The sequence below is a fragment of the Natronosalvus rutilus genome (assembly GCF_024204665.1).
GTDB classification, from domain to species: Archaea; Halobacteriota; Halobacteria; order Halobacteriales; family Natrialbaceae; genus Natronosalvus; species Natronosalvus rutilus.
The window spans coordinates 1891662-1917930 of record NZ_CP100355.1 but is presented as its reverse complement, the minus strand read 5'-3'; the positions used below and the strand labels follow the sequence as shown (position 1 = coordinate 1917930).

General features: G+C 61.4%; 20 protein-coding genes, 1 tRNA gene and 1 pseudogene. 17 read left to right on the top strand and 5 right to left on the bottom strand.

Features of this window, described 5'->3' with window-relative positions; all coding sequences use genetic code 11:
• The first annotated feature begins 30 nt into the window (after positions 1-30).
• Positions 31-609, top strand: coding sequence for a DUF7344 domain-containing protein (locus tag NGM29_RS09285; RefSeq protein ID WP_254155671.1), 579 nt, complete (start codon positions 31-33; stop codon positions 607-609).
• Between the two features lie 86 nt (positions 610-695).
• Here NGM29_RS09285 and NGM29_RS09280 read toward each other — a convergent pair whose 3' ends face one another.
• A complete protein-coding gene (locus tag NGM29_RS09280; protein ID WP_254155669.1) occupies positions 696-2663 on the bottom strand; it encodes a beta-propeller domain-containing protein in 1968 nt (655 codons plus the stop codon).
• A 183-nt stretch (positions 2664-2846) separates the two neighbouring features.
• On the opposite strand from NGM29_RS09280, the gene NGM29_RS09275 reads away from it, so the two are divergent.
• The 4 genes from NGM29_RS09275 to NGM29_RS09260 all read left to right on the top strand — a co-directional run bounded on the left by NGM29_RS09275 (position 2847) and on the right by NGM29_RS09260 (position 5888).
• Positions 2847-3983, top strand: a complete 1137-nt coding sequence (locus NGM29_RS09275) for a thiolase family protein (protein ID WP_254155667.1) — start codon at positions 2847-2849, stop codon at positions 3981-3983.
• 302 nt (positions 3984-4285) lie between these two features.
• A complete protein-coding gene (locus NGM29_RS21460) occupies positions 4286-4621 on the top strand; it encodes a DUF7344 domain-containing protein (RefSeq protein WP_425499128.1) in 336 nt (111 codons plus the stop codon).
• An 82-nt stretch (positions 4622-4703) separates the two neighbouring features.
• Positions 4704-5495 (top strand): TrmB family transcriptional regulator, encoded by a 792-nt coding sequence (locus NGM29_RS09265; protein ID WP_254155663.1) that lies wholly within the window; start codon positions 4704-4706, stop codon positions 5493-5495.
• A gap of 66 nt (positions 5496-5561) precedes the next feature.
• Complete coding sequence (locus NGM29_RS09260; RefSeq protein WP_254155661.1) at positions 5562-5888, top strand: HalOD1 output domain-containing protein; 327 nt, start codon at positions 5562-5564, stop codon at positions 5886-5888.
• A gap of 75 nt (positions 5889-5963) precedes the next feature.
• On the opposite strand, the gene NGM29_RS09255 is transcribed toward NGM29_RS09260, so the two are convergent.
• Positions 5964-6785 carry a TrmB family transcriptional regulator gene (locus tag NGM29_RS09255; RefSeq protein WP_254155660.1) on the bottom strand — a complete coding sequence of 274 codons (822 nt, stop codon included), beginning with the start codon at positions 6783-6785 and terminating at the stop codon, positions 5964-5966.
• 532 nt (positions 6786-7317) lie between these two features.
• Between NGM29_RS09255 and NGM29_RS09250 the strand changes: the two genes are divergently transcribed.
• The 10 genes and pseudogenes from NGM29_RS09250 to NGM29_RS21455 form a co-directional block, all read left to right on the top strand.
• A complete protein-coding gene (locus NGM29_RS09250; RefSeq protein ID WP_254155659.1) occupies positions 7318-8295 on the top strand; it encodes an ROK family protein in 978 nt (325 codons plus the stop codon).
• An 81-nt stretch (positions 8296-8376) separates the two neighbouring features.
• The gene (locus NGM29_RS09245) at positions 8377-9930 is read left to right on the top strand and encodes an LVIVD repeat-containing protein (protein WP_254155657.1); all 1554 of its coding nucleotides are present in this window, start codon (positions 8377-8379) and stop codon (positions 9928-9930) included.
• Positions 9931-9968: 38 nt separating this feature from the next.
• On the top strand, positions 9969-10331 hold the full coding sequence (locus NGM29_RS09240; RefSeq protein WP_254155655.1) for a NifU family protein: 363 nt from the start codon (positions 9969-9971) through the stop codon (positions 10329-10331).
• Positions 10332-10453: 122 nt separating this feature from the next.
• A complete protein-coding gene (locus NGM29_RS09235; RefSeq protein ID WP_254155653.1) occupies positions 10454-11083 on the top strand; it encodes an amino acid-binding protein in 630 nt (209 codons plus the stop codon).
• Complete coding sequence (locus NGM29_RS09230) at positions 11083-12027, top strand: homoserine dehydrogenase (protein ID WP_254155646.1); 945 nt, start codon at positions 11083-11085, stop codon at positions 12025-12027. The genes NGM29_RS09235 and NGM29_RS09230 overlap by 1 nt, the downstream gene beginning before the upstream one ends.
• A gap of 228 nt (positions 12028-12255) precedes the next feature.
• Positions 12256-13521, top strand: a complete 1266-nt coding sequence (gene tuf / locus NGM29_RS09225; protein WP_254155644.1) for a translation elongation factor EF-1 subunit alpha — start codon at positions 12256-12258, stop codon at positions 13519-13521.
• Positions 13522-13830 (top strand): 30S ribosomal protein S10, encoded by a 309-nt coding sequence (gene rpsJ / locus NGM29_RS09220; RefSeq protein ID WP_253434333.1) that lies wholly within the window; start codon positions 13522-13524, stop codon positions 13828-13830.
• A gap of 192 nt (positions 13831-14022) precedes the next feature.
• Positions 14023-14652 (top strand): rhomboid family intramembrane serine protease, encoded by a 630-nt coding sequence (locus NGM29_RS09215; protein WP_254155641.1) that lies wholly within the window; start codon positions 14023-14025, stop codon positions 14650-14652.
• A gap of 111 nt (positions 14653-14763) precedes the next feature.
• Positions 14764-14835, top strand: a tRNA-Ala gene (locus NGM29_RS09210).
• 472 nt (positions 14836-15307) lie between these two features.
• Positions 15308-16434 (top strand): annotated as a pseudogene (locus tag NGM29_RS21455) (RNA-guided endonuclease TnpB family protein); the annotation flags it as partial.
• A 193-nt stretch (positions 16435-16627) separates the two neighbouring features.
• Here the strand turns inward: NGM29_RS21455 and NGM29_RS21590 are convergent.
• Complete coding sequence (locus tag NGM29_RS21590; RefSeq protein ID WP_484549579.1) at positions 16628-16810, bottom strand: DUF8106 domain-containing protein; 183 nt, start codon at positions 16808-16810, stop codon at positions 16628-16630.
• A 234-nt stretch (positions 16811-17044) separates the two neighbouring features.
• Between NGM29_RS21590 and NGM29_RS09195 the strand changes: the two genes are divergently transcribed.
• Complete coding sequence (locus NGM29_RS09195) at positions 17045-19954, top strand: Eco57I restriction-modification methylase domain-containing protein (protein WP_254155638.1); 2910 nt, start codon at positions 17045-17047, stop codon at positions 19952-19954.
• Between the two features lie 266 nt (positions 19955-20220).
• Here the strand turns inward: NGM29_RS09195 and NGM29_RS09190 are convergent, their stop codons facing one another.
• Positions 20221-20808 (bottom strand): DUF7344 domain-containing protein, encoded by a 588-nt coding sequence (locus NGM29_RS09190; protein ID WP_254155637.1) that lies wholly within the window; start codon positions 20806-20808, stop codon positions 20221-20223.
• A 674-nt stretch (positions 20809-21482) separates the two neighbouring features.
• On the opposite strand from NGM29_RS09190, the gene NGM29_RS09185 reads away from it, so the two are divergent.
• Positions 21483-22604, top strand: coding sequence for a hypothetical protein (locus NGM29_RS09185; protein ID WP_254155636.1), 1122 nt, complete (start codon positions 21483-21485; stop codon positions 22602-22604).
• Positions 22605-22987: 383 nt separating this feature from the next.
• Here NGM29_RS09185 and NGM29_RS09180 read toward each other — a convergent pair whose 3' ends face one another.
• Positions 22988-25945, bottom strand: coding sequence for a putative sodium/potassium/calcium exchanger (locus NGM29_RS09180; RefSeq protein WP_254160372.1), 2958 nt, complete (start codon positions 25943-25945; stop codon positions 22988-22990).
• Between the last annotated feature and the right edge of the window lie 324 nt (positions 25946-26269).

Genomic DNA, 26269 nt, shown 5'->3' with positions numbered 1-26269 from the left:
GAACCACGATCCGGCAGCAGATGGGGGAATATGCTCGCGACAAACCAAAAGAAGAGCCGAATCGATCCGAAGGAAATCCACGATATCCTTCGCAACAGTCGACGCCGACACGTCATCAGACACCTCGAGGCGCGGCTCACGCCAGTAACACTCCGAGAGCTTTCGGAGCGAATCGCTGAACTTGAAACCGGCGAATCGCCGGCGCCGCGCAACGTTCGCGAGAGCGTCTACAATTCGCTTCACCAGACGCACCTGCCCAAGTTAGACGCCTTGGGGGTCATCGAGTACGACGACGACCGAAAGACGGTCGAACTTCGCGACTCGGCTCGGCAGGTCGACCTGTACATGGAAGTCGTGATGCGTCACGGCATCTCCTGGGCCGGCTACTACCGAACGCTCGGGGTACTCGCGCTCGTGACGGTCGTCGCTACCAGCGCCGGGGTTCCATTTCTCTCGACGGTGCCGACCGTCCTCACGGCTAGCGCGTTCCTCGTCGTCTTCGCGATCTCGACGGCCTATCAACTGTGGACTCGACGCTGGTTCTACCTCCACTCGCTAGTCGCGAACGTCTCGCCGGAGAAAACGGGGATCGGGAACAGGAGGTCGTAAACCACCTCGAGTGGTACCGACTCGGATTCGTCATAGAGCGCGGGCGCCATTCGATTTGTTCCGAGAAATCTCGAGTAGCTCGATCGCTAAAGCTCGAGTCGCTTCACCTCCTCCCAGGTCGTCTGGTCGACGACGACCAGTTCGCCCTCGCCAAAGACGTACAGCGAGTCGTCGATGTAGGTCGCCCGGAAGGCCGGACCATCGGTGTCGACGGTCATCACGTGCTCGAGGCCGTCCTCGTAGGCGTAGACGTGGCCGCCCTCGCTGCCCGGCAGGAAGAACACGCCGTGGCGTTCGTCGAGCAGGAAGGCGTTGTGACTCTCGCTGACGGCCGACCAGCGGTCCTCGAGGATCTCGTCGTCCTCGATCACCGGGTTCTCGGGATCGCTCGCATCGAAGATGACGGCCTTGACCTTCCCGTCTTCCTGTCCGATTCCCAGAATTCGTTCCTCGCCGAGCGGGTGGAGGTAGTCGGAGTAGCCCGGGAGCTTGAGTTCACCCTCGAGCACCGGGTTTTCGTGGTCGGAGACGTCGATGACGTGGAACGGGTCGATCTGGCGGAACGTGACGACGTAGGCCTTGTCGCCCTCGTAGCGCACGGAGTAGACCCGCTCGTCGACGCCCATACCGGTGACCGAGCCGGTCACCTCGAGGTCTGAATCGAGCACGTAGAGGTCGTTCTCCCACTCGGCCCCCGGGGCGTTGATCGTCGTCGCGATGCGCAGGTGGTCGTCGTGTTCGTCCATCGACCACTGGTTGAGCGGCGTACCGGGGACGGCGCCGCCGGCGTCGACGGAGAGGTCGCCACCGAATCCGACCTTGACGATCCCCGTCCGGTCGAACGCTCGCTTGTTCTCCTCGACGTACTCCTCCCAGGCCTCGCGGAGTTCGCGCTCTTTGGTGCGGCGCTCGTCGTCGTCGAGTCCGGCCCGCCAGTCAGCGAGGATGGCTTCGATTTCCACCATCGTCGCGTGTTCAGAGAGGTCGTAGCCCTGCAAACGTTCGAGTCGCTCGAGCGCCCGGTCGTCGAGGTACGCCTCACCGATCGTCAGGAGGAACTCGAGGCGAACGTCGGCGTGGGACGGCGAGTCCACGTACGTCAGGTAGACGCCGTTCTCGGAGACGTAGGTTGCGGTCGTGTACGACGACCCGAGGAAACTCACCGAGTCCGTGACCTCGCCGCTTGTGGGGTCCAGGCGCAGCGTCGTGTACACCGTGTCGGCGCCGTTCTGATCGCTCGGGTAGTGGACGTCCGTACAGTCGACCGCGGGGCCGTCGTCGCCGAGCGGCTCGACCGGACAGGGTTCGGCCGGCGAGACGCGGTCGGCCATGACGAGGTAGATGTCGCCGTCGTAGAGGCGAGCCGCCTCGAGGTGACCCTCGAAGTCCGTCGACCAGGCCGCTTCGGGATCTTCGGGGCTCGAGACGTCGTAGCCGCGCAGGCGATTGCGGTCGAACTGCACCAGGACGTCGTCGTCGGTCAGGAGCATCTCGCCCGAGCGCGGAATCTCGCTCAGCGCCGTCGGGTCGTTCGGCGTCGAGGCGTCGATGACGTGGGTCGCGCTCCCACCGTGGAAGCGCCGGTCGCCGTAGTAGACGGTCTGGCCGTCGGTCTTCAGGATGTCGGGCTCGTCCAGCATCGCCTCCTGGACGTTCGTCTCGGCGTAGCGGCGTTCGTCGGCACCCGAGGACGAGTCACCGCTGGCCGCGTCGTTCCCGTTGCCGTTCCCACCGTTACCGCTCGCTCCGTCTCCGTCCGCAGCGTCGTCGGTAGCTTCTTCCTCGACGGTGTCGACCGGCCCGCCCATCCCGAAGCCGAAGGACCCGGAGCCCTCGTTCGACGCTCGCAGGTAGTCGGCGAACGCCGCCTCGGTGTCGAACTGCTCGATACTCGGCTGAGGAGTGTCGTTCGATAGCTGTCGATTCTCCAGTCCGTTGGTGTCGGCTGCCGCCGGCCTCGTCCCACCGAGTTCGCCAGCGAAGGCGAATCCCACGCTCGAGCCTACGAGCAGGGCGACGAGGGCGACTGCCAGCACCTGTCGATCGAATCCCATCGACTAGGGACTCGTTCGCACACCTCAATATACTACGGTAAGCTAAAATCCATTTTTCACCGTACACGATGTGGTGGCCCCGTCTCGAGTCGGACGATAGTTTACTGCTCTGGTTCGTAAACTTTGCGCGCGTCTCCTCGAGTTCTACGGCCATTTAAGTTCGTGAGGAACGTGCGAGTCGGTATGACACAGACGCCAGTGATCGTCCAGGCTGTCCGGACCCCCCAAGGGAAAGACGGCGGCGTGTTCGCCGACATTCGCAGCGAGGATCTCTCCATTCCGCTGATCGACGAGATGCTCGCCGAGACCGGCATCTCGGGCGAGGACGTCGACGATCTGATGTGGGGCTGTGCCCAGCAGCGCGAGGAGCAGGACAACAACATCGCCCGCGTCATCGCGTTGCTCTCGGATCTGGGCGAGTCCGTGCCGGCGACGACGATCAACCGTTGGTGTGCCTCCTCGATGCAGGCCATCATCTCCGCCTCCGACGCCATCCGCGCCGGCCAGCGCGAGTGCATCATCGCCGGCGGCGTCGAGAACATGTCGAAGGTGTCGATGGGCGACAGCTACGCGACGCTCCACCCCCAGCTCGCGACCGAGTACAACGTCGGCGAACTCCAGATGGGAATGACCGCCGAGAAGGTCGCCGAGCGCTACGACGTCGACCGCGAGACCCAGGACGAGTACGCGCTCCAGAGCCACCAGCGTGCCCATGCCGCGACCGAGGAGGGGCGCTTCGAGGATCAGATCGTCCCCATCGAAACCGAGGACGGCACCGTCACCGAAGACGAGGGCATCCGCCCCGACACCGACCTCGAGACCCTGGCGGGCCTCCCGACGGTCTTCAAGGGCAACGGAACCGTGACGCCCGGAAACGCCTCCCAGATCTCCGACGGAGCGGCGGGTGTGATGGTCACGAGCGAGGCCTTCGCCGAGGAACACGACCTCGAGATCATGGCGACGGTCGGTTCGAACAACGTCGCCGGCGTCGACCCCACCGTAATGGGCATCGGCCCGGTCCCCGCTACCCGGGGGCTGCTCGAGCGCACCGGTCGGGACATCGAGGACTACGACCTGGTGGAACTCAACGAGGCGTTCGCGAGCCAGACCGTCTACAGCCGGGACGAACTCGGCATCGACAACGAGAAGTTCAACGTCAACGGCGGCGCCATCGCGATCGGCCACCCGCTCGGCGCCTCGGGCGCCCGACTGCCCGTCGCGCTGATTCACGCGTTGCTCGAGCACGGTGGCGGCCGCGGGTTGGCGACGCTCTGCGTTGGATTTGGTCAAGGAGCGGCGATCGAACTCGAGGTCGAGTAGCGAGACTCGAGTCTCGAGGAGTGCCTGGTCGTTTGGTCCAGATTTTGCGAGCGAGGAACGAGCTGAGCGAGACAAAAGTGGCTACGCCAGGCTGGGGCAAGCGAACTCGAGTTCGACCACGGGCGCACTAATTGTCAGGTTCGGTCGGGAGGAATAGCTCTGGAGCCACCCTCTCTTTTCGAGAGTGCAGGTGTAGAACACCCTGCCCAGTCGTGATCTGTCAGCACCTGGAGTGTGAGGATGCGAGTGAACTGTGGGGTTAATCCGCGTAGCGACCGTCATAAGATTGAATTGGGAATACAATGAGTCAGACCACCTACAACATATCGACCGAAACGGCGCTACACCTCGTCGCCAACCAACGACGCCGATCGGTTCTCACGCAGTTGATCGAGAGTGAGCGAAACGATGTGGCGCTGGACGAACTCGCCGAGCACCTATCGCCGGAGAACCCTCCCCCAGGCCCAGGTGAAACGATGAGTTCCGAACGACTTCTTCTCGATTTGTATCACAACCATCTCCCGAAACTGGAAGAGGCCGGCCTCGTCGAATACGACGACCGAACGGAAACGGTTCGCTATCACCCGAACGACCACGTCGAAAAACTGCACCAGTTCGTCACCACTGAACTCGAGTAGTCTTCTCACAACGTGACTCGAGGCCGACTCGAGCGTGTCACCGTGAGGTAGGCTTTTTGCGCTCTCCATGGACGGATCAACTATGGTAGCGTTCGACGAAGAGCAGGCTGAAGCCGAGGCACTCGACCGGTTACAGGATCTTGGGTTGTCCCAGTACGAAGCCCAGACGCTCATCAACCTCTTGCGGCTCGGGACGGGTACTGCGCAGGACATCACTCGTGTCAACAACGTTCCCCGAACACGGGTGTACGAAGCGGCGGATCGACTCCACGAACTGGGGTTCGTCGACATCCAGCACACGACGCCGCGAAAATTTACGGTGATCTCGAAGGAGACCATCGTCCGTATGCTCAACACCAAACGCGAAACCACGATTACCGAACTCAGGGAGTGTCTGGAGGAGATCGGCCCCGCCCAGCCACAGCGCGAGCAGTTCGGCGTCTGGACGGTCACCGGTCGAGAGGCAGTGACCTCCCGCATCGACGAGTTCATCACTGAGGCAGACGAGCAGATCGTCTACATGACCGTCGACGAGTTACTCACCGACGCCCATATCGACGCGCTGCAGGCCGCCGCCGACCGGGGGGTCGATATCTATCTGGCGGGCATCTCGGGGGCGGTCGAAGATCGCGTTCGGGAGGAGGTGCCGTCGATCGAGCTGTTCGAAACCCTCTGGGAGTGGCAGGATACACCCGCCGGGAGCCTGTTGATCACCGACGAAGAGACGGCGCTCGTCAGCGCGCTCGTGAACGGGGCTAGCGGTGCCGACGAGATCGAGGAGACGGCGATCTGGGGCGCTGGCGACCGCAACAGTCTCGTCGTCGTCCTGCGAGCCATCTTCACGTGGCGACTCGACGACAGTCGATCCGCGTGACCCTGTTCAATTATTCACTCACATCATCACACCAGTTTAATGCTGTTTGGCCGCGTTGGACGAGAAATGGTCAGTAGTGATCGAGAGGGGGATGCGCAGGTGTCAGAATCGGCTGCCGTTTGTCTCCGGAAGACGTACGACTGGTCGGCAACGGCACCGAGTTTCGCCGTGATCGACGCCCTCGCGACCGTCGAGAGCGTCGACCCAGCCGAGTTGCTGACCGTGTTCGAGACGACGCTCTACGATCACGCCGACCTGGAAGCGTTCGATATCCGCGTCCGAGAGCGGAAATCGGAATCGATCGCCGTCACAATTTCGATCGACCGCTACCAGGTCCGATTCGACGGTGACGAACTGATCGTCTCAGAACCGAACGATCCCTCATCACCGTAACGCTGCACGACGAGTGGTCAAGAATTGCTCCCGATCCGCGAACGGAAAGCATCGCCGACCACTTCACCTATCCGCCTACGCGTTTCCCGGGTCGTTCGAAGGGGGCAATCCCGCCGACACCAGTCGACGCAACAGCACCACGATTCCGTTCTCGAGACCGCGCGCGAACACCGCCTGCTCTTTCGTCTTCCCGTCGTCGGCGTCTGGATAGTACGATCCGATCAGCAACGTCTCGCGGTCGACGAGCAGGATCCGGCTGATCGCAACCTCGTGGGCGACCGCCGGTCCGGTGAGCCAGTCCAGGCCGGTCTCGAACGTGCGGACGTTGGGGAGTCCCGTCCCGAGTTGCGCGGTGATCGACTCCGTTTGCCCGCCGAGAAGAATCGAGAGGTCTCGTTCTCGGGCCGCCTCGATGCGCTCGAACAGCGTTTTCGACAGCAGTTCCTCGTCGACGACGAGCAGCGCGATTTCTGATTCCGCACCGTCGATGAGGTCGAGCGTCCGCGACTCGATCGCTTCGTTTCCCATCAGCGACCACACTTCCTGGAGCTGGGTGTCGTCCTCCTCGAGTTTTCGGCGTTCGATAGTCTGGAGAGACGTTTCGAGCGATTCGATACGGGCGTCGTACTTCCGGCGGAGCGTCCGCGTCGCCTCGGCGATTCCCACGGCTCGAAACCGCTGTGGGCTCGCGTGCTGTACTTCGACCAGTCCCTGTGACTCGAGTACACCGATTGCATCGTACACTCGCGTCCGAGGCACCTCGGAGATTTCGTGGATCTCCTTCGCCGTGCCGGTGGACAGTTGTGTGAGCGCCAGAAAACAGCGCGCTTCGTACTCCTTGAGTCCGAGTTCCTGCAGCAGACTAATCGCCTCTGAGATGCGTTCTTCCTGTGTCATGGCCCAACCACGAGTCCGGTTTTCCGAACGTGTGCGGTTGGCGGCGGTGACGGAAAAGGATTCGTGTCGTAGACTGCGCTCGGACTAGAACCGTTCCGGCGGATCGAGCGAGGAGACACTGTTCACTCAGATAATCACACAAACTACTTGAGGGCACACTCGCTATGGACAACTGGCGTGTCCCGTTATGGCCCAACCACTATGGGGCACGCCGATGTCGCTTTCTACCGACCCTTGCGCTGAGTAGCGCGTTGTCCACTTGTGGCATCTGTGACAATCGAAATCGTCAACCAGTGAGTGATTCGACGGTGCCGGATTTTTCGTCCACCTGGGACGAACGAAGTCTAATCCAGGATTGACACGAGAAGTGACTCGGGTACGACCTTTCTCCCGACACGATGACGAATTTACCCTCTCGTTAGTTCGGCCGGTCGACTCGAGACGCGTGTTGACACGTGCATTGGGTGGTGTACTCGCCCTCGAGTAAGGATGTATGTAGTTAAGTGTGGGGGCGTCGGTTGCACGGATAGGAATGGTCTACTACGCGGGCGTCGACCTCGGCGCGACCAACGTTCGTGCGGTCGTCGGCGACGGTGAGGGCCGAACCGTCGGCTCGAGCAAGAACGGAACGCCTCGAGGCCCGACCGGGATCGACGTGACCGAGAAGGTGCTCGCGACGTTGCGGGAAGCCTGCGCGGACGCCGGGGTCGAACCAGCGCGGGTCGAGGCCGTCGGCATCGGCTCGATCGGCCCGTTCGACCTCGCCGAAGGGGCAGTGATCGACCCCGCGAACTTTCCGGACACGGTCGATCGAATCCCACTAACGGGCCCGATTTCGGTGCTCGTCGACTCCGGAGAGGTCTACCTCCACAACGACACTAACGCGGGCGTCATCGGCGAACGATTCCACTCCGACCGGAACCCCGACGACATGGTGTACGTCACCATCTCCTCGGGAATTGGCGCGGGGGTGTGCTGTGACGGGCAGATCATCGCCGGCTGGGACGGCAACGCCGGCGAGGTCGGCCACTGCGTCGTCGACCCGCGCGGACGACTGACCTGTGGCTGTGGCAAGGAGGGCCACTGGGAGGGCTACTGCTCCGGGAACAACATCCCCGAGTACGCCCGTCTGCTGGCCGAGGACGATCCGACGATCGACACCAGCCTGCCCCTCGAGGACCCCGACTTCACGGCCAAGGACGTCTTCGACCTGGCGGGCCAGGACGAATTGGCCGACCACACGATCGAACAGGTCGCCCACTGGAACGTCATCGGCATCACGAACATCGTTCACTCCTATGCGCCGCTGGTCGTCTCCCTCGGCGGCGCCGTCGTCTTGCACAACGAGGACCTCGTGGTTGACCCCATTCGCGAACGAGTCCCCGAAATGGTGATGTCGAACGTTCCCGAGATTACTGTCACCGAACACGGTGATGACGTCGTCCTCGAGGGGGCGTTGGCGAGCGCGATGACCGAGGGGACCGGTGATCGGCGTCGACTGCGCGGGTAGCGGGGCCGGCGGCGTCCACTACGAGGACAGTGGGCCACCGGCATCGGACAATGTTTTATACTCGAGGTTCGTGTTGAGAATATGCAACGACGAGCCCTCCTTCGATCGGTCGCTGGCGCCTGTGGTGTCGGCATCGGCCTCGGCCCTGGCGTCTCGAGCGGATCCGCCGTCGCCGCCTCGACAGCACAGGAATCCTACGAACCCCTGGGATCGGTCCCCGTAGACGGAGCGTGCGAAGTCGTCGTCGGAGACGACCGCGACACGGCCTACCTCGCGACCGTCAACGGCTTTGCGACCGTCGACGTGAGCGATCCGGCCGATCCGCAGGTGCTGGCCGACCGCCGATTCCTTCTCGAGGACGTCGAGAACGAAGACCGCTCGTTCACCGAAATCCTCGACGTCGAGGTCAGCGGCGACCGCCTGATCGTCCCCGGGCCGGCAAATCCCGGCGGGACCGACGTATTCCACGGCTTTCTCCAGTACGACGTGAACGACCCCGCGAATCCGATGCTGATCGGCGATCCCGTCGAGACGGGGTATCACCTCCACAACTGCTTTTTCGAGGGAGACCGTCTCTACCTTCCCCGCAACGAGGTAGGGCAGAATCGGCGGCCAAACGCGGTCGAAATCTACGACCTGAGCGAGGACGACCCCGAGTTGCTCGGTGAGTGGTCGTTGCTCGATCACGAGCCGCGATGGGACGACGTCACCAACCACTTCCTCTGGTACCTTCACGACGTAACCGTCCACGACGATATTGCCGTCCTCCCCTTCTGGAACGCCGGTACCTACCTCGTCGACGTGAGCGATCCGAGCGACCCGACGTACGTTTCACACGTATCGGACACGTCGCTCGAGGAGCAACTCGAGATCAGCGACGCCGAGATGATGGACTACTACACCGGACTCCCCGGCAACGACCACTACGGCGCGCTCGACGACACCGGGTCGATCCTCGCGGTGGGCCGAGAGGCCTGGGTGACCGACGCACCCGAGGCCGACCGACACGGCGGCATCGACCTCTACGACGTCAGCGACAGCGAAAATCCCGTCCACGCAGCGACCATCGACGCGCCGGAGACGCCCAACGGCGCCTACGAGGCCGGCCAGTGGACGACCTCGCACAACTTCGAACTTCACGACGGCCACCTCTACTCCTCGTGGTACCGTGGTGGCGTGAAGCTCTACGACCTCTCGACGCTCGAGGACCCCGAGGAGATCGCCGCCTGGCGAGACCCGTCCGTTGCCGCCTTCTGGACGGCACGGGTGCTCGAGCCGTCGGCGACGTTCGTCGCCAGCAGTACGTCGATTCTCCCTAACGCCGGAACCGAGGGCGCGCTGTACGTCTTCGCGAGCGAGGCCGGCGAACAGGTCGATCCGCCGTCGTTCGAGGGCGACACGGGAGATCCCAGTGAAGATGCCGACGGAAATGAAACCGGCACCGGCAACGACGGAAATGAAACTGACACGGGCAACGACGAAAACGAAAGCGATCCCGGTGACAACGAGACGGCCGACGCAGACGCCGGAGCCGAGGAATCCGAATCGGATTCGACCCCCGGATTCACCGCCACGGGCGCAGCGGGGGTCGTCGGCGGGACGCTCGCGCTCGAGGCCTGGCGTCGTCGCCGGTAAACCAAACCCTTTCGGCGGTCGGCTTCCTAGGACGCCCAATGACCGACGCCGACGACGAGCCACTGAAAGCGCGCGTCGAGCAGTGGCTCACCCGCGAGATGCCGATCATCAAGATGCACGGCGGGACGAGCGCCGTCCGCGAGGCCGATCCGGAGACCGGCGAGGTGATCATCGAACTCGGCGGCGGCTGTACCGGCTGTGAGGTCGCGGACATCACGACCAGCAACATCGAGGCCGAATTGTTGACCTGGCCCGAAATCTCCGACATCACCGTCCGGGTTCCCGACCCGCGCGAGAGTCTCGGCGGACCCGACCAGGCCGAGTCGATCATGGGCATCGACCGAACCGAGGGCGGACGCGGCGACTGGGGGTCCTCGAACCCGGGGAAGGACCACTTTTGAAGCCTGACCGTGGCACCTGCTGACACCGCCGGTCAGTTTTGGCGGCGCCTATACGCTTTTTTATGCCCGTTACGCAGATGGAGCCATGACGACGCGTGGACGACCGTCGGGAGGGATCGTCGATGAGTGACGAGTACGCTTCCGGGTCGTCGACAACAGGGACTGCGGCCGACTCCGGGGCCGACGGCGACACCGACGCTGCGGCCGACGGTGAAGACAACTCGCCCGAGACCGACGGCGGCCGACAGGCCTACACCGTCCGCCTCGAGCTGGTCGACGAACCAGGCGAACTCCTCCGGGCACTGGCGCCGATCAGCGAGCACGGCGGCAACCTCCTGAGCATCCACCACGAACGCGGAAACATCACGCCGCGGGGTCACATCCCCGTCGAGGTCGACCTCGAGTGCGTCCCGGCCCGGTTTGACGACGTCGTCGACGGGTTGCGCGAGGCCGGCATCAACGTCATCCAGGCCGGACCCGAGCGCTACGGTGAAGAACTGACCGTGGTGCTCGTCGGCCACCTCGTCGAGACCGACCTCTCGGATTCGCTCTCGCGGATCGAAGGCGAAGCCCACGCCGGCGTCCTCGACCTCTCGCTGAACGCTCCCGACGGGACCGACGCGATCTCGAGCGCGCGACTTCGCCTTGCCGTGGACACGGGTCGACGCGAGACCGTCCTGGAGGCTCTTCGGTCACTCGCCGACGAGAAGGGGCTCAGCCTGATCGAGCCGCTGTCGGGAGGTGAGATCTGATGCGCCTCGCGATTCTCGGCGCGGGGGCCGTCGGCGGTTCGGTCGCGGAACTCGCCGGCGAGTACGGACACGAAGTCGTCGCCCTGGCGAACTCGAGTCAGGCCGCCGTCGCCGACGAGGACGAGGAAATCGACGTCGAGTCGGCGCTCGAACGAGCGGCGAGCGACGAGGCCCTCGGCTCGAGCGATCCGGATCGAGTCTTCGAGACCGATTACGACGTCCTGGTCGAGGCGACCCCGACAACCCTCGGCGAGGCCGAACCCGGCTTCTCCCACGTCGAGCGCACGCTGGCCGACGACAAACACGTCGTGCTCGCGAACAAGGGCCCGGTTGCCGAGCGCTACGAGGACGTTCGTGCGCTCGAGCGCGAGAGCGCGGGGTCGGTCCGGTTCGAGGCCGCCGTCGGCGGCGCGATTCCGGTGCTCTCGACCATCGAGGACTGCACGCCCCAGGCCGTTACCGCTGTTCGCGGCGTCCTCAACGGGACGGCGAACTTCATCCTGACGCGAATGGCCGCGGAGGGCCTCGAGTACGAGCACGTCCTCGCTGAGGCCCAGGACCTCGGTGTCGCGGAGGCAGACCCGACGTTCGACGTCGACGGCACCGACGCCGCGCTCAAGTGCGTCATCCTGGCCAACGTCCTCGCTGACGGCGGGTTCTCCCTCGAGGACGCCGACGTGACCGGCATCCAGGACGTTCCGCCGAGCGCGCTCGAACTTGCGGCCGAGGACGGCCGAACGATTCGCCTGGTCGGGGAGGCGACCCGGGAGGGGGTGCGCGTCGGCCCGCGACTCGTCCCAGAAAACGGCGCGATGGCCGTCTCCGGCACGCGAAACATCGTCCAGATTCAGACGCGCCACGCGGGCGACCTCTACTCGAGCGGCCGCGGCGCAGGCGGCCCGGAGACGGCGACTGCGGTGCTCTCGGACGTGGGCCGACTCTGAGGACTCGAGAGTGCCCCAGGAGTCCTGTGCCATCACCCCGTGGTTCGTCACACTGACGCCAGGCTCGAGTGAGCGACCGTCCGGTCAGCAACGAACACCGTCAGGGCGTGCGCACCACTCACAAACCGCAAGCAAGCGACGGGGTGGCACGAATACGCTTTCGAAATGGTTTTAACCGCATCGGCCAAAAGAGACCGATATAAGCGCCTTTGCGCGTGAGCTACAACAATGAGCGACAAACCGCACCAGAACCTGGCCATCATCGGCCACGTCGACCACGGAAAGAGTACGCTGGTCGGACGCCTCCTGTTCGAGACAGGAAGCGTACCCGAGCACGTCATCGAGCAGCACCGACAGGAAGCCGAAGAGAAGGGCAAGGGCGGCTTCGAGTTCGCCTACGTCATGGACAACCTCGCCGAGGAGCGAGAGCGCGGTGTCACCATCGACATCGCCCACCAGGAGTTCGACACGGAGAAGTACTACTTCACCATCGTCGACTGTCCTGGTCACCGTGACTTCGTCAAGAACATGATCACGGGCGCCTCCCAGGCCGACAACGCCGTCCTCGTCGTCGCCGCCGACGACGGTGTCGCGCCCCAGACCCAGGAGCACGTCTTCCTGGCCCGTACGCTCGGTATCAACGAGCTCATCATCGGCATCAACAAGATGGACGTCGTCGACTACTCCGAAGACTCCTACAAGGAAGTCGTCGACGAGGTCAACAAGCTCCTCAACCAGGTCCAGTTCCAGGTCTCGGACGACTCGTTCATCCCGATCTCGGCCTTCGAGGGCGACAACATCGCGGAGTCCTCCGACAACACGCCCTGGTACGACGGCCGTACCCTCCTCGAGTCTCTCAACGACCTGCCCGAGGCTGACGAGGCATCGGACGCACCGCTGCGTCTCCCCATCCAGGACGTCTACACCATCTCCGGTATCGGGACCGTCCCCGTTGGACGCCTCGAGACCGGGACGATGAACGTCGGCGACAACGTCTCCTTCCAGCCCAGCGACGTGGGCGGCGAAGTGAAGACGATCGAAATGCACCACGAAGAAGTGCCTCAGGCCGGCCCCGGCGACAACGTCGGATTCAACGTCCGCGGCATCGGCAAGGACGACATCCGCCGCGGTGACGTCTGTGGCCCCGCCGACGACCCGCCGACGGTCGCTGAGACCTTCCAGGCCCAGATCATCGTCATGCAGCACCCCAGCGTGATCACCGCGGGATACACCCCGGTCTTCCACGCTCACACCAGCCAGGTCGCCTGCACGATCGAGTCCATCGACAAGAAGATGGACCCCTCGAGCGGCGAGGTGTCCGAGGAGAACCCCGACTTCATCCAGTCGGGCGACGCCGCGGTCGTCACGATCCGACCGCAGAAGCCCCTCAGCATCGAGCCAGCAAGCGAGATCCCCGAACTCGGGAGCTTCGCCATCCGCGACATGGGTCAGACCATCGCCGCCGGCAAGGTCCTGAGCGTCGACGAGAAATAAATGCAGCAAGCACGCGTTCGACTCGCGGGCACCAACCCGAACGATCTGGACAACATCTGTGCAGACGTCCGCGAGATTGCGAACAACACCGGCGTCAACCTCAGCGGGCCGATCCCGCTGCCAACGAAGACGCTCGAGGTGCCAACGCGAAAGTCGCCTGACGGCGAAGGCACCGCTACGTGGGAGCACTGGGAGATGCGCGTCCACAAGCGCCTGATCGATCTGGACGCCGACGAACGCGCACTCCGACAGCTCATGCGCATCCAGGTGCCGAACGACGTCTCGATCGAGATCGTCCTCGAGGACTGAGGCGGTTCTCTCGTTCTCGGGTTCGAGTTTCGCTTCTCGAGTCACGAGATTCGTTTTTCACTCGTTTATTCGACGCTCGAGCGACTGCACTGGGGTATATGACCGAGACTCGGAGCGAACCCGAGTTGTCACGCAACCCCGCAGCGCACATTCGCGGTACATACTTTTGTGTCCGATCGACGAACACACAGTATGGCGTCTGACTCCGCGAGCCCGATCCTCGAGACGCTCGGCCTGTTCGCGATCGTGTTCGTCTTGCAGGGGATCGCAGCGATGTTCAGCCTCGGCCTGATGGCCGGCCTCTTCGTCCTCGCGCCACCGCTCGAGTCCAACCCATGGACGATTGTCACGAGTGTCTACGCTCACGGCGGCGTGGGTCACCTCGTCTCGAATAGCATCGGGCTGATCGTCTTCGGTTGGCCGATCGCTCGTGCGACGACCCGGCTTCGCTTTCACACGTTCTTCGTGGTGACCGGCGCCCTCGCCGGTATCTCACAGATCCTCGTGACGGGGGCAGTCGCCTCGTTCGTCGGTGGCTCGACGGCAGGCGTCCTCGGGGCCAGCGGCGCCGTCTTCGCGCTGATGGGGTACTTGATCGCCGGTAACCGCATCTCCGACAGCGTGGCCGCCCACGTCGAGGTTCCGCTCTGGGCGACGCTGCTGGCGTTCGTCGTCCTCTCGGCCATCATCACGGTCGCCACCGGCGCGCCAGGCGTCGCGCTGGTCGCCCACTTCACCGGCTTTTTGGTGGGGCTCGTAGCCGGTCGCCTGGGCGTCCTAGAGGTCTCGCGGGCCGTTCGAAGCGGGCGGGCGACAGCGTGACGACGTGACGGCATGATGGAGACCTATTGCTCGAACTCGAGCACGGCACTCCATGTCGAACCTACCCCGAAACACAAGCTACAAGTACGAACCACGGATAGAATTCCTCGAGGGCTCGTAGATCAGTGGCAGATCGCTTCCTTCGCAAGGAAGAGGCCCCGGGTTCAAATCCCGGCGAGTCCACTCCTTCACGTCGCTTCGCTCGTCGAGTCGTTGACTCGTCGAACATCGCAAACCCGTCGGGTTTGCTCAATCCCGGCGAGTCCATCGGAGCGAATTTTCGAGCGAGCGAGAATGTCGAAGCGGGTTTCGAAGCCCTGGAAGTCACAGTGCGAGCGAAGCGATCGACCGTCTTCCTCCGGGTTCAACCGGTAGTCCCGGGAGTACACCGCTCACAGCGCGAGCTTACTGCTCATCGCGCGATTACACGCATTGCCCACTACCATGGTGCTTATTTCGAGCGTGCCATCTTCTTCGATGAGATAGATTACCTCGGTTTGCTCGCTAACCTGTGAGGCCGTAATCTCTCGAGGACTGACACGCTCTCGGTCGTCAACCTGGCCTTCCAGGGTGAGGGTTTCTACCGTCCCGTCGAACCAATCGCGTGGGTTTAACTCCTCGTCGGAAACAACGTCGCCATTGGCGCTCGGCAGGTCGGTGCGCGGTCGTCGGGAAAGCCCTGCAAGCGTGGGACTCCTACAAAGAACTCCTCAACTGGTGGCACGGCCAAGACGACACCAACGTTGGGAAACCGTCGCCACCCGCCACGAACAAGAAAGGAGCATACCCGCTCGTCATGGCACACACCGAAGGCTACCGACTCACCTACAACGACGAGACGGGCCGTATTCAGTTCCGTGTGAGTCCGAAGCCGTACAAGAAGGTGAAAGGGCACCTTCGTGGGCGACCGGAAGACCTCCACCTCATCGAATCCGCCTTGACCGAAGATGAGTGGTCGTTGGGGCAGGCCGAACTTCTGTACCGAGATGGCGTGTACTACCTACACGTCACGGTTAAAACAGAAGTCGAAGTGCCTGAACCTGAAGACACTGACACACTCGTCGGCGTCGATATTAACGAGCGCAACATCGCTCTCACCGCTCTTAACCGTGAGACGATGGGCACGCTCGGAACACTCGTGCTTGATTATGGCTCTGTGAAAGCCGAACGCCAACGCTACCACACCATCACCAAACGCTGTCAAGAACACGGCCAACACTCCATCCACCACCAACTCGGGGAGAAAGAAGAACGCTACACTGAGTGTGGATTCTTCACCGTATGTCCCGAGTCGTGGTCGAGTTTGCCCAACAATTCTCGAACCCTGTTATTGTGTTCGAGGACTTGAGTGGGATTCGAGACGCCATCAAGTACGGCACGTACATGAACCGTCGTCTGCACAAACTGCCGTTCCACAAGTTCGAGCAACAAGTTCGATACAAAGCGACGTGGAACCAGATTCCGTGTGAGACGGTTGAGTCTCCGTACAACTCGAAGTCGTGTTCGTGCTGCGGACACCGTGGCTACCGCCAAGGTCGGCGGTTCCGTTGCACGAATGATTCGTGCGAGGTTCAGCAAGACCACGCTGACCGAAACGCGAGTGTGAATGTGGCGTGGCGAGCGTGGGCGAAACACGCTGGCGTCGACGTTGAATCGGTTAATTACCGGACTCGCAAAACCCAACCGTTTGTTCGGAAGGTGAGCCTGTCTGGGTCGGGGCGCTCTGTAAACCGCCCAACCTCATCCCGCGACATCGCTTCGCGTGGAGTGCTTACGACGTAGGCTGAGGGAACAACAAAAGCCACGGGCCACCGCGCCCGTGGTCGTTTACTCCAGTCGGATAGGGAGACGTGGGTGTCGGTGAGATGGTCGGAGGATCATCGCTAGGAAGTGAACTGGCACGAACGAATCCGCTCACTCCACGAGCGGTTCTGGCCGACTCCGAACAGCCGTCCGAGAACGCCATTTCGACGACTCAGTCGCCTGGATGGAAGCAAAGGCCGCCCTTGGTCTCCGTGACCGAATCGGCGCTGGACGGGCGAGAGGTGATCGTCGTTCCACACGTCGGACACTCGATGTCGGTGGCGTCGTCGTGCACTCGGCGGATCCAGTCCGCTTCGAGGGGGCTTTCGTGACCGCACACGAAACAAATGAGCATCGACTTTTGAGGCGCCGTTTGCTCGGAGGGTTCAGTGGAGGGGGACATACTCAACTGTAGCGGCCGGACACGGATAACGGTGGTTGCCACGTGATGGTCCACAGCCACAACTAGCTGGAGACACTGGTCGCCCTCGAGCCCTCACCACCGTCGTACCTGCGTCCGTTTCGGCGAGCGGAACTCGAGTGGCCCGTTGATCAATAGAATCAATACGGACCCGTCTGAGTCCAAACTATGCCGGGTACTCCATCCGAATCGGAGTTCCACCGTATTCTCTGTACGCGATTGCGAGACTACGTCGACCGCGAACGAACGTCGGTCGATTCCGTTCGCCTCGAGGAGAGGGGTGAACGGGGACTGGGGAACATCGTCGTCGAATCCGAGGTCATCGAGAGCCTCGTCATCAATGTGCAACGCGATTGCGTCTATCCCCTCGACGTCGACGTAATTACGCAGGCTCGAGACGACGCCGACGCGGCCGGTGTCGAACATTTTGCCACGTGCAACTCTCGTGATTTCTTCCTGTTTCACTACACAGGCCAGCGTGAAATCTCGAAGATTCAGTACTACTATCTCGATTTCCGTGACGTCGGCCTCGACGATTCGTCGGGAAACGACCGTCTCTCGACGATCTTCCACGCGGTTCAGTCCCTCACGACCCAGGGTGAACTTCCCCAGCAGAGACCACGCGACCGAATCGTCGGCCCACTTCGCTCGTTCCACGACTCGGTCTGGCCGACGTTCCGGGCTCTCGCTCGAGAAACGTACGATACCGACCCCGATTTTGCCGAGAGGTTCGACGAGTGGGTCCGAGAGAACGACTACGCGTCACTCGAGGAGTCCGAACAGTTCTCCCTCGCCGCCAAACAGTACGCGTACCTGTTGGCCAGTCAAATCCTATTCTACGAGGTCGTTCGAGAACAGACGTCCGAATCGAGGGAGACGAAGAGCGGATATCCGCTCGAGTCCCTCGTCGAAGGCGCCTCGACAGCCGATAGTGAAAATCGAATAGCGCGGCAGTTCGAAGAGTTCCAGGCGGAAATCGACTTCGAATCGGTGTTCGACGACGGTGCGTCGTTGTTCGCCGCCTACCCACACAACTCGAAAACGCGGCCGGCCGTTCGTGCGCTGCATGGAAGCATCGAGGCGAAGAACCTCTCTACCGTCGACGAAGACCTGGTAGGAGAACTGTACGAGGAACTGATCCCGGAACACGAGCGAAAGTCCCTCGGGCAGTTTTACACCCATCCAGATATCGCCGAAGCGATCTGTAACTGGACGCTGCAACCGCAGGAAGATGGCGTCCCTCGAGTCCTCGACCCGGCGTCCGGAAGCGGTACGTTTCCGGTAAAAGCGTACCACCGAATGCAGGAACTTGCACCCACCGCAACACACCAGGAGATCCTCGACAACGTCACCGCAGTCGACATCAACCGATTCCCGTTACACCTCACGGCGCTCAATCTCGCGTCACGAACCGTCCATGAGCGAACCAGCCAGTTGCACACGGTCAACGACTCCTTTTTCAACGTGTCTCCCAGGGACAGACGGCTGTCGCGGGGAGACGGGGTGAGAGACGAGGCGAAGAAATACGACGCAGTAGTCGCGAACCCGCCGTACATCCGCCAGGAGAACCTGTCTCCCGACAGGGACCACTTCCGTTCTCACCTGACGAAGTACGGTGCGGAGAACTCGAATCGATACGCGAGCGGGCGGAACAAATTATCCACCAGGTCCGACGCGTACGTCTACTTCGTCTCCCACGCGTTGCAGTTCCTCCGAGACGGGGGGCGCCTCGGATTCATCGTCCCCACGAAGTGGCTGACGACGAAATACGGCGAGTCGTTTCAGGAGTTCCTGTACGATCAGGCGAAAGTCCACGCCATCGTCGGGTTCTCCGACAGAGCGTTCACCGCACTCGTCGATACGGTGGTGTTGTTCGCCGAACGATGTGCCGACGAAGTGGAACGTCGAGAGACGGTTACGGACTTCATCAGGGTGAAAGAGCGGTTGTCACCGGAGGAACTTTCGTCGATTGCGGGCGCTCGGCGGTCGGTCCCCGACGGGAAGGCGTTTGGAATCGAGACGAACGAATCGTACCGAGTCATCAGTCTCCCGCAGGCCCGCCTGGAGAGACAGGGCGGTCGAAAGCTCGGCCACTACCTGTACGGTCCGAGCCCGTTTATTCCGATCGTACACAGTGACAAGATGCGTCGGCTGGATACGTATGCAGACGTGGCGTTCGGCAACAAGACGGGCAACAACGAATTTTTCTTGCTCGACGAGCAGGACGTCACACAGTGGGGTATCGACGAACGGTTCTTACAGCCAGCGATTCGTTCCATTCGAGCTCTGGAGTCGTATCGCGTGACGGATACGGATCAGTACCTTCTCGATTTCGGAGCGTACGTCGATACTGTCGAGTCACGCCAGGACGGACTGGGCTCGACGACCGAGCGAGCAGAAGCGGTAAAGAACGAGTTGCACAACGACGGGTACGCGTCGACGGTTAGATACCTTGAGTACGGGGAAGAAGAGGGCGTCCCCGATGGACGAACCGTGTCTCAGCACAAACCCTGGTTCAACCTGGGAGACCTGCTCGTCCCGGACGTCTTACATCCGGTGTTCTACAACGAACGGGTGTTCACGGTCGACAACGCCGGTGGGTACGCACCGACGAACGCGATCCAGTGTGTCGATATAATCGAGTACGACGACGTGCTCCCCTCCGTTCTCCAATCGACGGTGTACAAGGTACTGCTCGAACTGTGGGGCCGACACGAGGGCGGAGGGGCGCTTCAGTTGCTCACGTACGAAGTTTCGTCGGTTCCGGTTCCGAGTCCGGAATTGATGTCCGAGTCGAAACTGGAGCGGATTGCGGAAGCGGGGGAGAAGCTGGTGCGTGGTGTCGACGGTGCACAGGACGAACTCGATCAGGTGATCCTCGAGTTTCTGGAGCTTGGACTATCCGTCGAGGAACTGCAGGCTGCCCACAGCGGATTGGTGGCACAACGAGTACAAGGGGCGGCAACGGAGAACGTCCTGGTCGAAGAAATCGACGAGTTCGACGAATCCGATCTGCCCTCCTCGATACCCGACTACGAACCAGACGGCGAAATGGATGCGAGAGTGGACGATTTTTGAGTAGGCGGAGAGTCGTCCGTGCTCGGTGTGTTCTCGCCACTATCGCTACTATCGACACAATCGTCACTGGAGCCTTGACTGGCTACAGGCTCGAGGTTACCGTTCCATTGTGCGTCAGTAGCTGCCTCGCTCGTTCGCGCTCGACGAATCCACCGGTACCCCGTCTCATTTCGAGCTCGGTATCCGAAACGTCACCGACGGGCAATTCGGAACTCGAGCCTATGCAATCTTCACTGCTCTCGAGCAGGAGGACGACCAGGGCTCGATTAACGACGCGGGTCGTCGACGGTGAGCGTGAAATCCGGCGCAATCGACGTGGTCGATCGTCGAGCGGATCGATACGCGGCGTAGCTCGAGACGAGCACAACCGCGAGCAGAGTTATTCCTACGATACCACTGATCGCGGTCGGGAAGAGCTGTCCTCCCCAGAGACTCACCGACGCGGCTGCGATAGAGACCCCGACGATCGTGGCCGTCGACTGTCGGTTGAAGAGGGATGAGTCCGTCCGAAATTCGATCGTGACGCGTTCCGTCCGATCCGTCGGCGAGACGATCTTTCGTTGCTGATCGAATGAGACGAGGTTTCGCTCCTCGAGCAACGGGAGGTGCGATTGATAGAGCGAGCTGTAGACAGATTTGACGGTTCGTCTGTCGAGCTGGTCGGGTTCGCACCCGGATTCCCAACTCGCGACGCGTTCGACGAGATCGAAGAGGTCCACCGGACCGTCACGCTCTGACAGGCAATACAGGACGTATCGCCGTCGGATATTCCTCGTCATCTCCCGGATGTCTTCGGAAAGGTCCTCGAGCAATTGGCTATTCCCGTTCATGCGTACGGCGGTCACTCGACTCATCGACGACCGCTCTCTTAAAGGGAGAAACTCGTTATGGGTTGACAATTAGAATTATATCGTCCGTGAACCGTCACATGTCGAAATTTCCGTACGTGATTACTCGTCATCGTTCGTGTTGGTCGTCGATACGTGCCATTTCGCCGCCGAAATATTCGTGGCACCGATATATCAAGAGTGGTTTCCGTACGCGAACCCCGAGGGTTCCGGGCCGCGCTGTGATCGATTCGCTCACCGGGAGAGAACGAATCATCTCATCGAAAGGCCACATTACGTCCCTCATGCTCGAGGCTCGCCAAACGCGGTGGTATCCGCACGGATGCCTCTCCTATTGACAACTCTGACAGACGGCCCGTAACCCCCTTTTAACTCCGTTCGCTCGCGCTTGCTCCGGTCCGCAACCGGACACGCCGACCGGTATTCAGCACGTACACCTTGGTAATAGCCTCCTCTCTCGAGCGGCGTTTGCGGTACGTGCTCGATATTCGCTGCTTCCGACGACTCTGCCTGCTGCCGGTCTCCCGAATTTGCCCCAGCAGGCCCGTTGGACCACCCTACGAATGGTTGGGAAGTCATTATTAAAACACACCGTTACCGTCGTCAGAATCGGTATTATCATGCAAAAACACACTCCCATCCCGATCACACTACTCGCGGTTGTCATAGTCGTGATTGGCATGGCAGTCCCAGCAGGCGCATCGCTGGCAGCGACAGGTACCGTCACGGAAGAGACCCAGACGCCACTCGAGGCGACGACGTTCGAACCAGATCAGTCACATGCGAACGCCGGGAACGGCACCGACTCGGCCACGGTCGTGACCGAAGACGGAACGATGTCGATCGAGGAGGCACTCACCGAGTTCGACACCGACGAACTCGAGGCGGTCGTCATCGAATCGAGTGCGATCGACGGGGAGGAAAACACGCGGGTACACGCCCTGGAAGACGAGGATGCCGAACTCGTCTGGGGAACGTTGCTGGAGTCGGCAGACGACACCGATGAGACGACGCTCGCGGACTTCACGAACGACGTGACGGCGTCGACTGCGAACGGCGAAACGCTCGCCGTCGACGACGACGGTGAAGCGACGATCACGACCGATCACGGGACGGTCGTGACGGTGGAGCAAGTCACGCGCGATCGGACCGAACAGGACGGCGAGTCGACGGCAACCGGGCCCGACAGCCGCGCAGAGGTCTACCAGGAGAACAGCCAGACGACGGACCAGAACGCGACGGTCACGGTCGACGCCGAGCGGGCAGCAGTCCTCGTCGTCCAGTTGAACGTCCAGGAGAACGACCAGACTGGCTACGCGGCGGCGGCCGGCGAGAACGCGTCGGCGGTCGTCCACCAGGAGAACGACCAGCGTGCGACGCAGTTCGCCTCGGTGAACGTCACCGCGTCGGAGGCGGCGGTCGTCGTCGCCCAGATCAACGTCCAGGTCAGCGAGCAGGAAGCGATGGCCGCCGCGGCAGGTCCGGATGCGACGGCCGACGTGATACAGGAGAGTTCTCAGCTGAACGACCAGGACGTCGATATCGCCGTCGAGGCGAACGAGAGCGCGATCTACGTGATCCAGGAGAGCGTACAGATCAGCACGCAGGAGGAACACACGAGCACGAGTGATGGAGACGAAAGTGACGACGGCGATGACGAAGACGAAAACGACGACAACCAAAACGAAGACGATAGCGATGGGGACGACGAAAGCGATGGCGACGAAGACGGAAACGAAGACGAGGACGAGAGCGAGTGTATGCCGGATTACAAGAAGCAAAAGAAGGCCGATCACCCGTAGGTAACGAACGGCGATCCGGGCCAACGGTGAACAGCACTAAACGCGGACAGACATCGAACGACTCGAGGTCCGTGTCCTTTCTCACCATTTCGTCACAAATTTCGTCAGTGATGAGCCCCGAAGGTCTCCACGACGGAGCAGCCAGACGAACTGGTCTGGCCGATTGGTTCGTATAACCTGGATTGGTGCGGGTCAATTCTCGTTTGACTCTCGGTCGACCCTCGTTCGACCCGTTCGAGACGTTTGACGGTCGACTCGCTCAACTCGCCTGACTCGCTCGAGACGTTCGACGAAGCCGACGAAACGGCGATAACACGTTCTACGTTTGCGTACTCGAGCCCGTATTACACGGCATCAAAAAAAAACACACCAGCTGAAGGCGATTACGCGGCGCTCTGGCTGGTCGTGATCGTGGTCGACTGGGACTGGGACTGCGTGTTGTCGTCGCCGGACGCGTACTGGGTTTGCGTCTGGTCGACCTCTGTCTCGTCGGTCTGGGTCACCGTGTCAGCGCCGTCCGAGTCCTGTTCGGCGTTCTGTTCGATCGAGGCGTCTTGTTCGGCGGTCTGCTCGTTACCGTCGCCGTCCTCGACAGTCTGTTCCTGGTCCTGGTTCACGTCCGCGTCCTGTTCGATGGTCTGGTCGTTATCGTCGCCAGTGGCCTCCTGGTCGGCGTTTTGTTCGACCTCGGCGTCCTGCTCGGCAGTCTGCTCGTTGTCGTCGCCGTTCTCGACGGTCTGCTCCTGGTTCTGGTCGGTTTCGGCGTCCTGCTCGACGTTCTGGTCGTTCGAGGTTCCGGTCGCCTCCTGGTCGGCATCTTGTTCGACGTCACTCTCCTGGTCAGCTTCCTGATCGTTCTCGTTGCCGTCCTCGACTTCCTGTTCCTGTTCGGCCTCCTGCTCGGCTTCCTGTTCGGCCTCCTGGTCGTTGGCGACACCACTAGCGTCCTGGTCGACCTCCTGCTCGGTCTCCTGCTCAGATTCGGCCTCCTGGTCGTTGTGGTTGCCGTCCTCAACTTCCTGTTCCTGCTCGACTTCCTGTTCGGATTCCTGTTCAGCTTCCTGGTCGTTCAGGGCACCGTCGGCGTCCTGTTCGACTTCTTGTTCAGATTCTTGCTCGCTTTCGGCTTCCTGTTCGTTGTCGTCGCCGTCTTCGACTTCCTGCTCTTGCTCGGCTTCTTGTTCAGCTTCCTGCTCGGCCTCCTGTTCGTTAGCGAGACCGTCGGTGTCTTGTTCGACCTCCTGTTCAGTCTCTTGTTCGCTTTCGGCCTCCTGCTCGTTGTCGTTGCCGTCTTCAACTTCCTGCTCCTGTTCGGCCTCCTGTTCAGCTTCCTGCTCGGCCTCCTGGTCGTTCAGGGCGCCGTCGGCGTCCTGTTCGGTTTCCTGTTCAGTCTCTTGCTCAGTCTCGGCTTCTTGCTCGTTGTCGTCGCCGTCCTCGACTTCCTGCTCTTGTTCGACCTCTTGCTCGGCTTCCTGCTCGGACTCCTGATCGTTGTCGAGACCACTAGCGTCCTGTTCGGCCTCCTGTTCGGTCTCTTGCTCAGATTCGGCCTCCTGGTCGTTGTCGTCACCGTCCTCGACTTCCTGCTCAGATTCGGTCTCCTGTTCAGCTTCCTGCTCGGCCTCCTGGTCGTTCAGGGCGCCGTCAGCGTCCTGGTCGACCTCTTGCTCGGTCTCCTGTTCGCTTTCGGCTTCCTGTTCGTTGTCGTTGCCGTCTTCGACTTCTTGTTCCTGCTCGGATTCTTGTTCAGTCTCCTGCTCGGCCTCCTGATCGTTCAGGGCACCGTCAGCGTCCTGCTCAGTTTCCTGCTCGGATTCCTGTTCGCTTTCGGCTTCTTGCTCGTTGTCGTCACCGTTCTCGACTTCCTGTTCCTGTTCGGCCTCCTGCTCGGCTTCTTGTTCGGCTTCCTGGTCGTTCTTGACGCCGTCTGCGTCCTGTTCGACTTCTTGTTCAGATTCTTGCTCGCTTTCGGCTTCTTGTTCGTTGTCGTTACCGTTCTCTACTTCCTGTTCCTGTTCAGCTTCTTGTTCAGCCTCCTGTTCAGCTTCCTGGTCGTTGTAGTCGCCGTTCGTCTGCTGGTCGGTCTCTTGGTCTGACTTTTGTTCAGCTTCGGCTTCTTGCTCGTTGTCGTCACCGTCCTCGACTTCTTGCTCCTGATCGACCTCCTGCTCGGCTTCCTGCTCGGACGCCTGGTCGTTGTCGTCGCCGCTCGCTTCCTGCTCGGCGTCCTGATCGATTTCCTGCTCGCTCTCGGCTTCCTGCTCGTTCTCGTCACCCTCTGCCGTCTGCTCCTGGCTACTGCTCTGTTCACCGTTCTGGTCGGACGATTGCTCGTTGTCGTCGCCGAAGAGCACGAGCTGGACCGACTGCTGGTCGATGTCGTTGTCGTTTTGCTCGGCGCTCTGGTCGTTATCGTCACCCTCCGCGCTCTGATTTTGGTGCAACGACTGGCTCGCACTCTGGCTGGCGTCCTGGTCGTTGTTATCGCCATAGAGCACGAGCTGGACCGACTGCTGATCGATGTCGTTGTCGTTTTGCTCGGCTTCCTGGTCGTTGTCGTCACCCTCGGCGGACTGTTCCTGACCGAAGAGTTGCTCGGCAGCCTGCGTAGTATTTTGCTCGTTGTCGTTGCCGAATATCACCAGCTGAACCGACTGTTGGCCGATGTCGTTGCCGTTTTGTTCGGCGTTCTGGTCGGTATCGTTACCCTCGGCCGTCTGGGATTGCTCGAGCACCTGCACGCCAGTCTGACTCGCGTCTTGCGCGTTGTCGTTTCCAGCGATCGAAAGCTGGATCTGGAACTGGCTGATGTTGTTGTCGTTTTGCTCGGCTTCTTGTTCGTTGTCGTCACCCTCGGCGGACTGCGACTGGACGAGCACCTGCGCCGCCTCCTGGGCGCTCAGCTGGTCGTTGTCGACACCCAGGATGACGTACTGGATCTGGTCCTGCTGGATGTCTCCGAGCTGTTCGGCGCTCTGGTTGTTCTCGTCACCCTCGATGGACTGATCCTGCGTGTAGAAAACGAGGATACCCTGGTCCTCTGCCTGCTCGTTGTCGTCACCGAACAACGCCCACTGCTCCTGGCTCTGCTGGTAGTAGAGAACCTGGGTCGCCTCCTGGCAGTTGTCGTCGCCGGTCGCGAGTTGACTCTGTAGCAACTTGCCGTCTACTGTGGCGACTTGATCCTGGTAATTCTCGTCACCGTCGGCTTCCTGATAGCTATCTTGCGCGCCATTGACGATCGTTACTTCCGCCTGTTCACAATTCGATGCATTCGAATCCGATGCCGATGTCGCCCCTAGCGCCATCGCGCTCCCGGCAAAGAGCATGCCGGTCGCCACGAGTAGCGCAACGAAAGCTACGACAAAACGGTCCTTTCCTGACATTTGTTTCATCCGGCGGATAACCCGCCAACACTCCCTCTCGAGGATACCCTACTTTGTTATCTAAACCGAACACGCCGATAATTTCGGTTACAAATTCCAGGTGTGCCAGTAACATCGATTGCGAAGCCGTAATCGCCGTTACTGTCGTCAGAAAACGGTGTAATCGCCGATATCGGCCCACGCCTCGAGAACCGATGCTCATAAACGGTACGAACGCCGGTCGGTCGACGACGCAGCCGTACCGATCTATCCGCGAAGTGCACGAGACAGCGGCAGGAG

Coding starts and splice junctions, on each gene's coding strand:
- NGM29_RS09285 (WP_254155671.1), top strand. CDS start 31: ATGCTCGCGACAAACCAAAAGAAGAGCCGAATCGATCCGAAGGAAATC.
- NGM29_RS09280 (WP_254155669.1), bottom strand. CDS start 2,663: ATGGGATTCGATCGACAGGTGCTGGCAGTCGCCCTCGTCGCCCTGCTC.
- NGM29_RS09275 (WP_254155667.1), top strand. CDS start 2,847: ATGACACAGACGCCAGTGATCGTCCAGGCTGTCCGGACCCCCCAAGGG.
- NGM29_RS21460 (WP_425499128.1), top strand. CDS start 4,286: ATGAGTCAGACCACCTACAACATATCGACCGAAACGGCGCTACACCTC.
- NGM29_RS09265 (WP_254155663.1), top strand. CDS start 4,704: ATGGTAGCGTTCGACGAAGAGCAGGCTGAAGCCGAGGCACTCGACCGG.
- NGM29_RS09260 (WP_254155661.1), top strand. CDS start 5,562: ATGGTCAGTAGTGATCGAGAGGGGGATGCGCAGGTGTCAGAATCGGCT.
- NGM29_RS09255 (WP_254155660.1), bottom strand. CDS start 6,785: ATGACACAGGAAGAACGCATCTCAGAGGCGATTAGTCTGCTGCAGGAA.
- NGM29_RS09250 (WP_254155659.1), top strand. CDS start 7,318: ATGGTCTACTACGCGGGCGTCGACCTCGGCGCGACCAACGTTCGTGCG.
- NGM29_RS09245 (WP_254155657.1), top strand. CDS start 8,377: ATGCAACGACGAGCCCTCCTTCGATCGGTCGCTGGCGCCTGTGGTGTC.
- NGM29_RS09240 (WP_254155655.1), top strand. CDS start 9,969: ATGACCGACGCCGACGACGAGCCACTGAAAGCGCGCGTCGAGCAGTGG.
- NGM29_RS09235 (WP_254155653.1), top strand. CDS start 10,454: ATGAGTGACGAGTACGCTTCCGGGTCGTCGACAACAGGGACTGCGGCC.
- NGM29_RS09230 (WP_254155646.1), top strand. CDS start 11,083: ATGCGCCTCGCGATTCTCGGCGCGGGGGCCGTCGGCGGTTCGGTCGCG.
- tuf (WP_254155644.1), top strand. CDS start 12,256: ATGAGCGACAAACCGCACCAGAACCTGGCCATCATCGGCCACGTCGAC.
- rpsJ (WP_253434333.1), top strand. CDS start 13,522: ATGCAGCAAGCACGCGTTCGACTCGCGGGCACCAACCCGAACGATCTG.
- NGM29_RS09215 (WP_254155641.1), top strand. CDS start 14,023: ATGGCGTCTGACTCCGCGAGCCCGATCCTCGAGACGCTCGGCCTGTTC.
- NGM29_RS21590 (WP_484549579.1), bottom strand. CDS start 16,810: ATGCTCATTTGTTTCGTGTGCGGTCACGAAAGCCCCCTCGAAGCGGAC.
- NGM29_RS09195 (WP_254155638.1), top strand. CDS start 17,045: ATGCCGGGTACTCCATCCGAATCGGAGTTCCACCGTATTCTCTGTACG.
- NGM29_RS09190 (WP_254155637.1), bottom strand. CDS start 20,808: ATGAGTCGAGTGACCGCCGTACGCATGAACGGGAATAGCCAATTGCTC.
- NGM29_RS09185 (WP_254155636.1), top strand. CDS start 21,483: ATGGCAGTCCCAGCAGGCGCATCGCTGGCAGCGACAGGTACCGTCACG.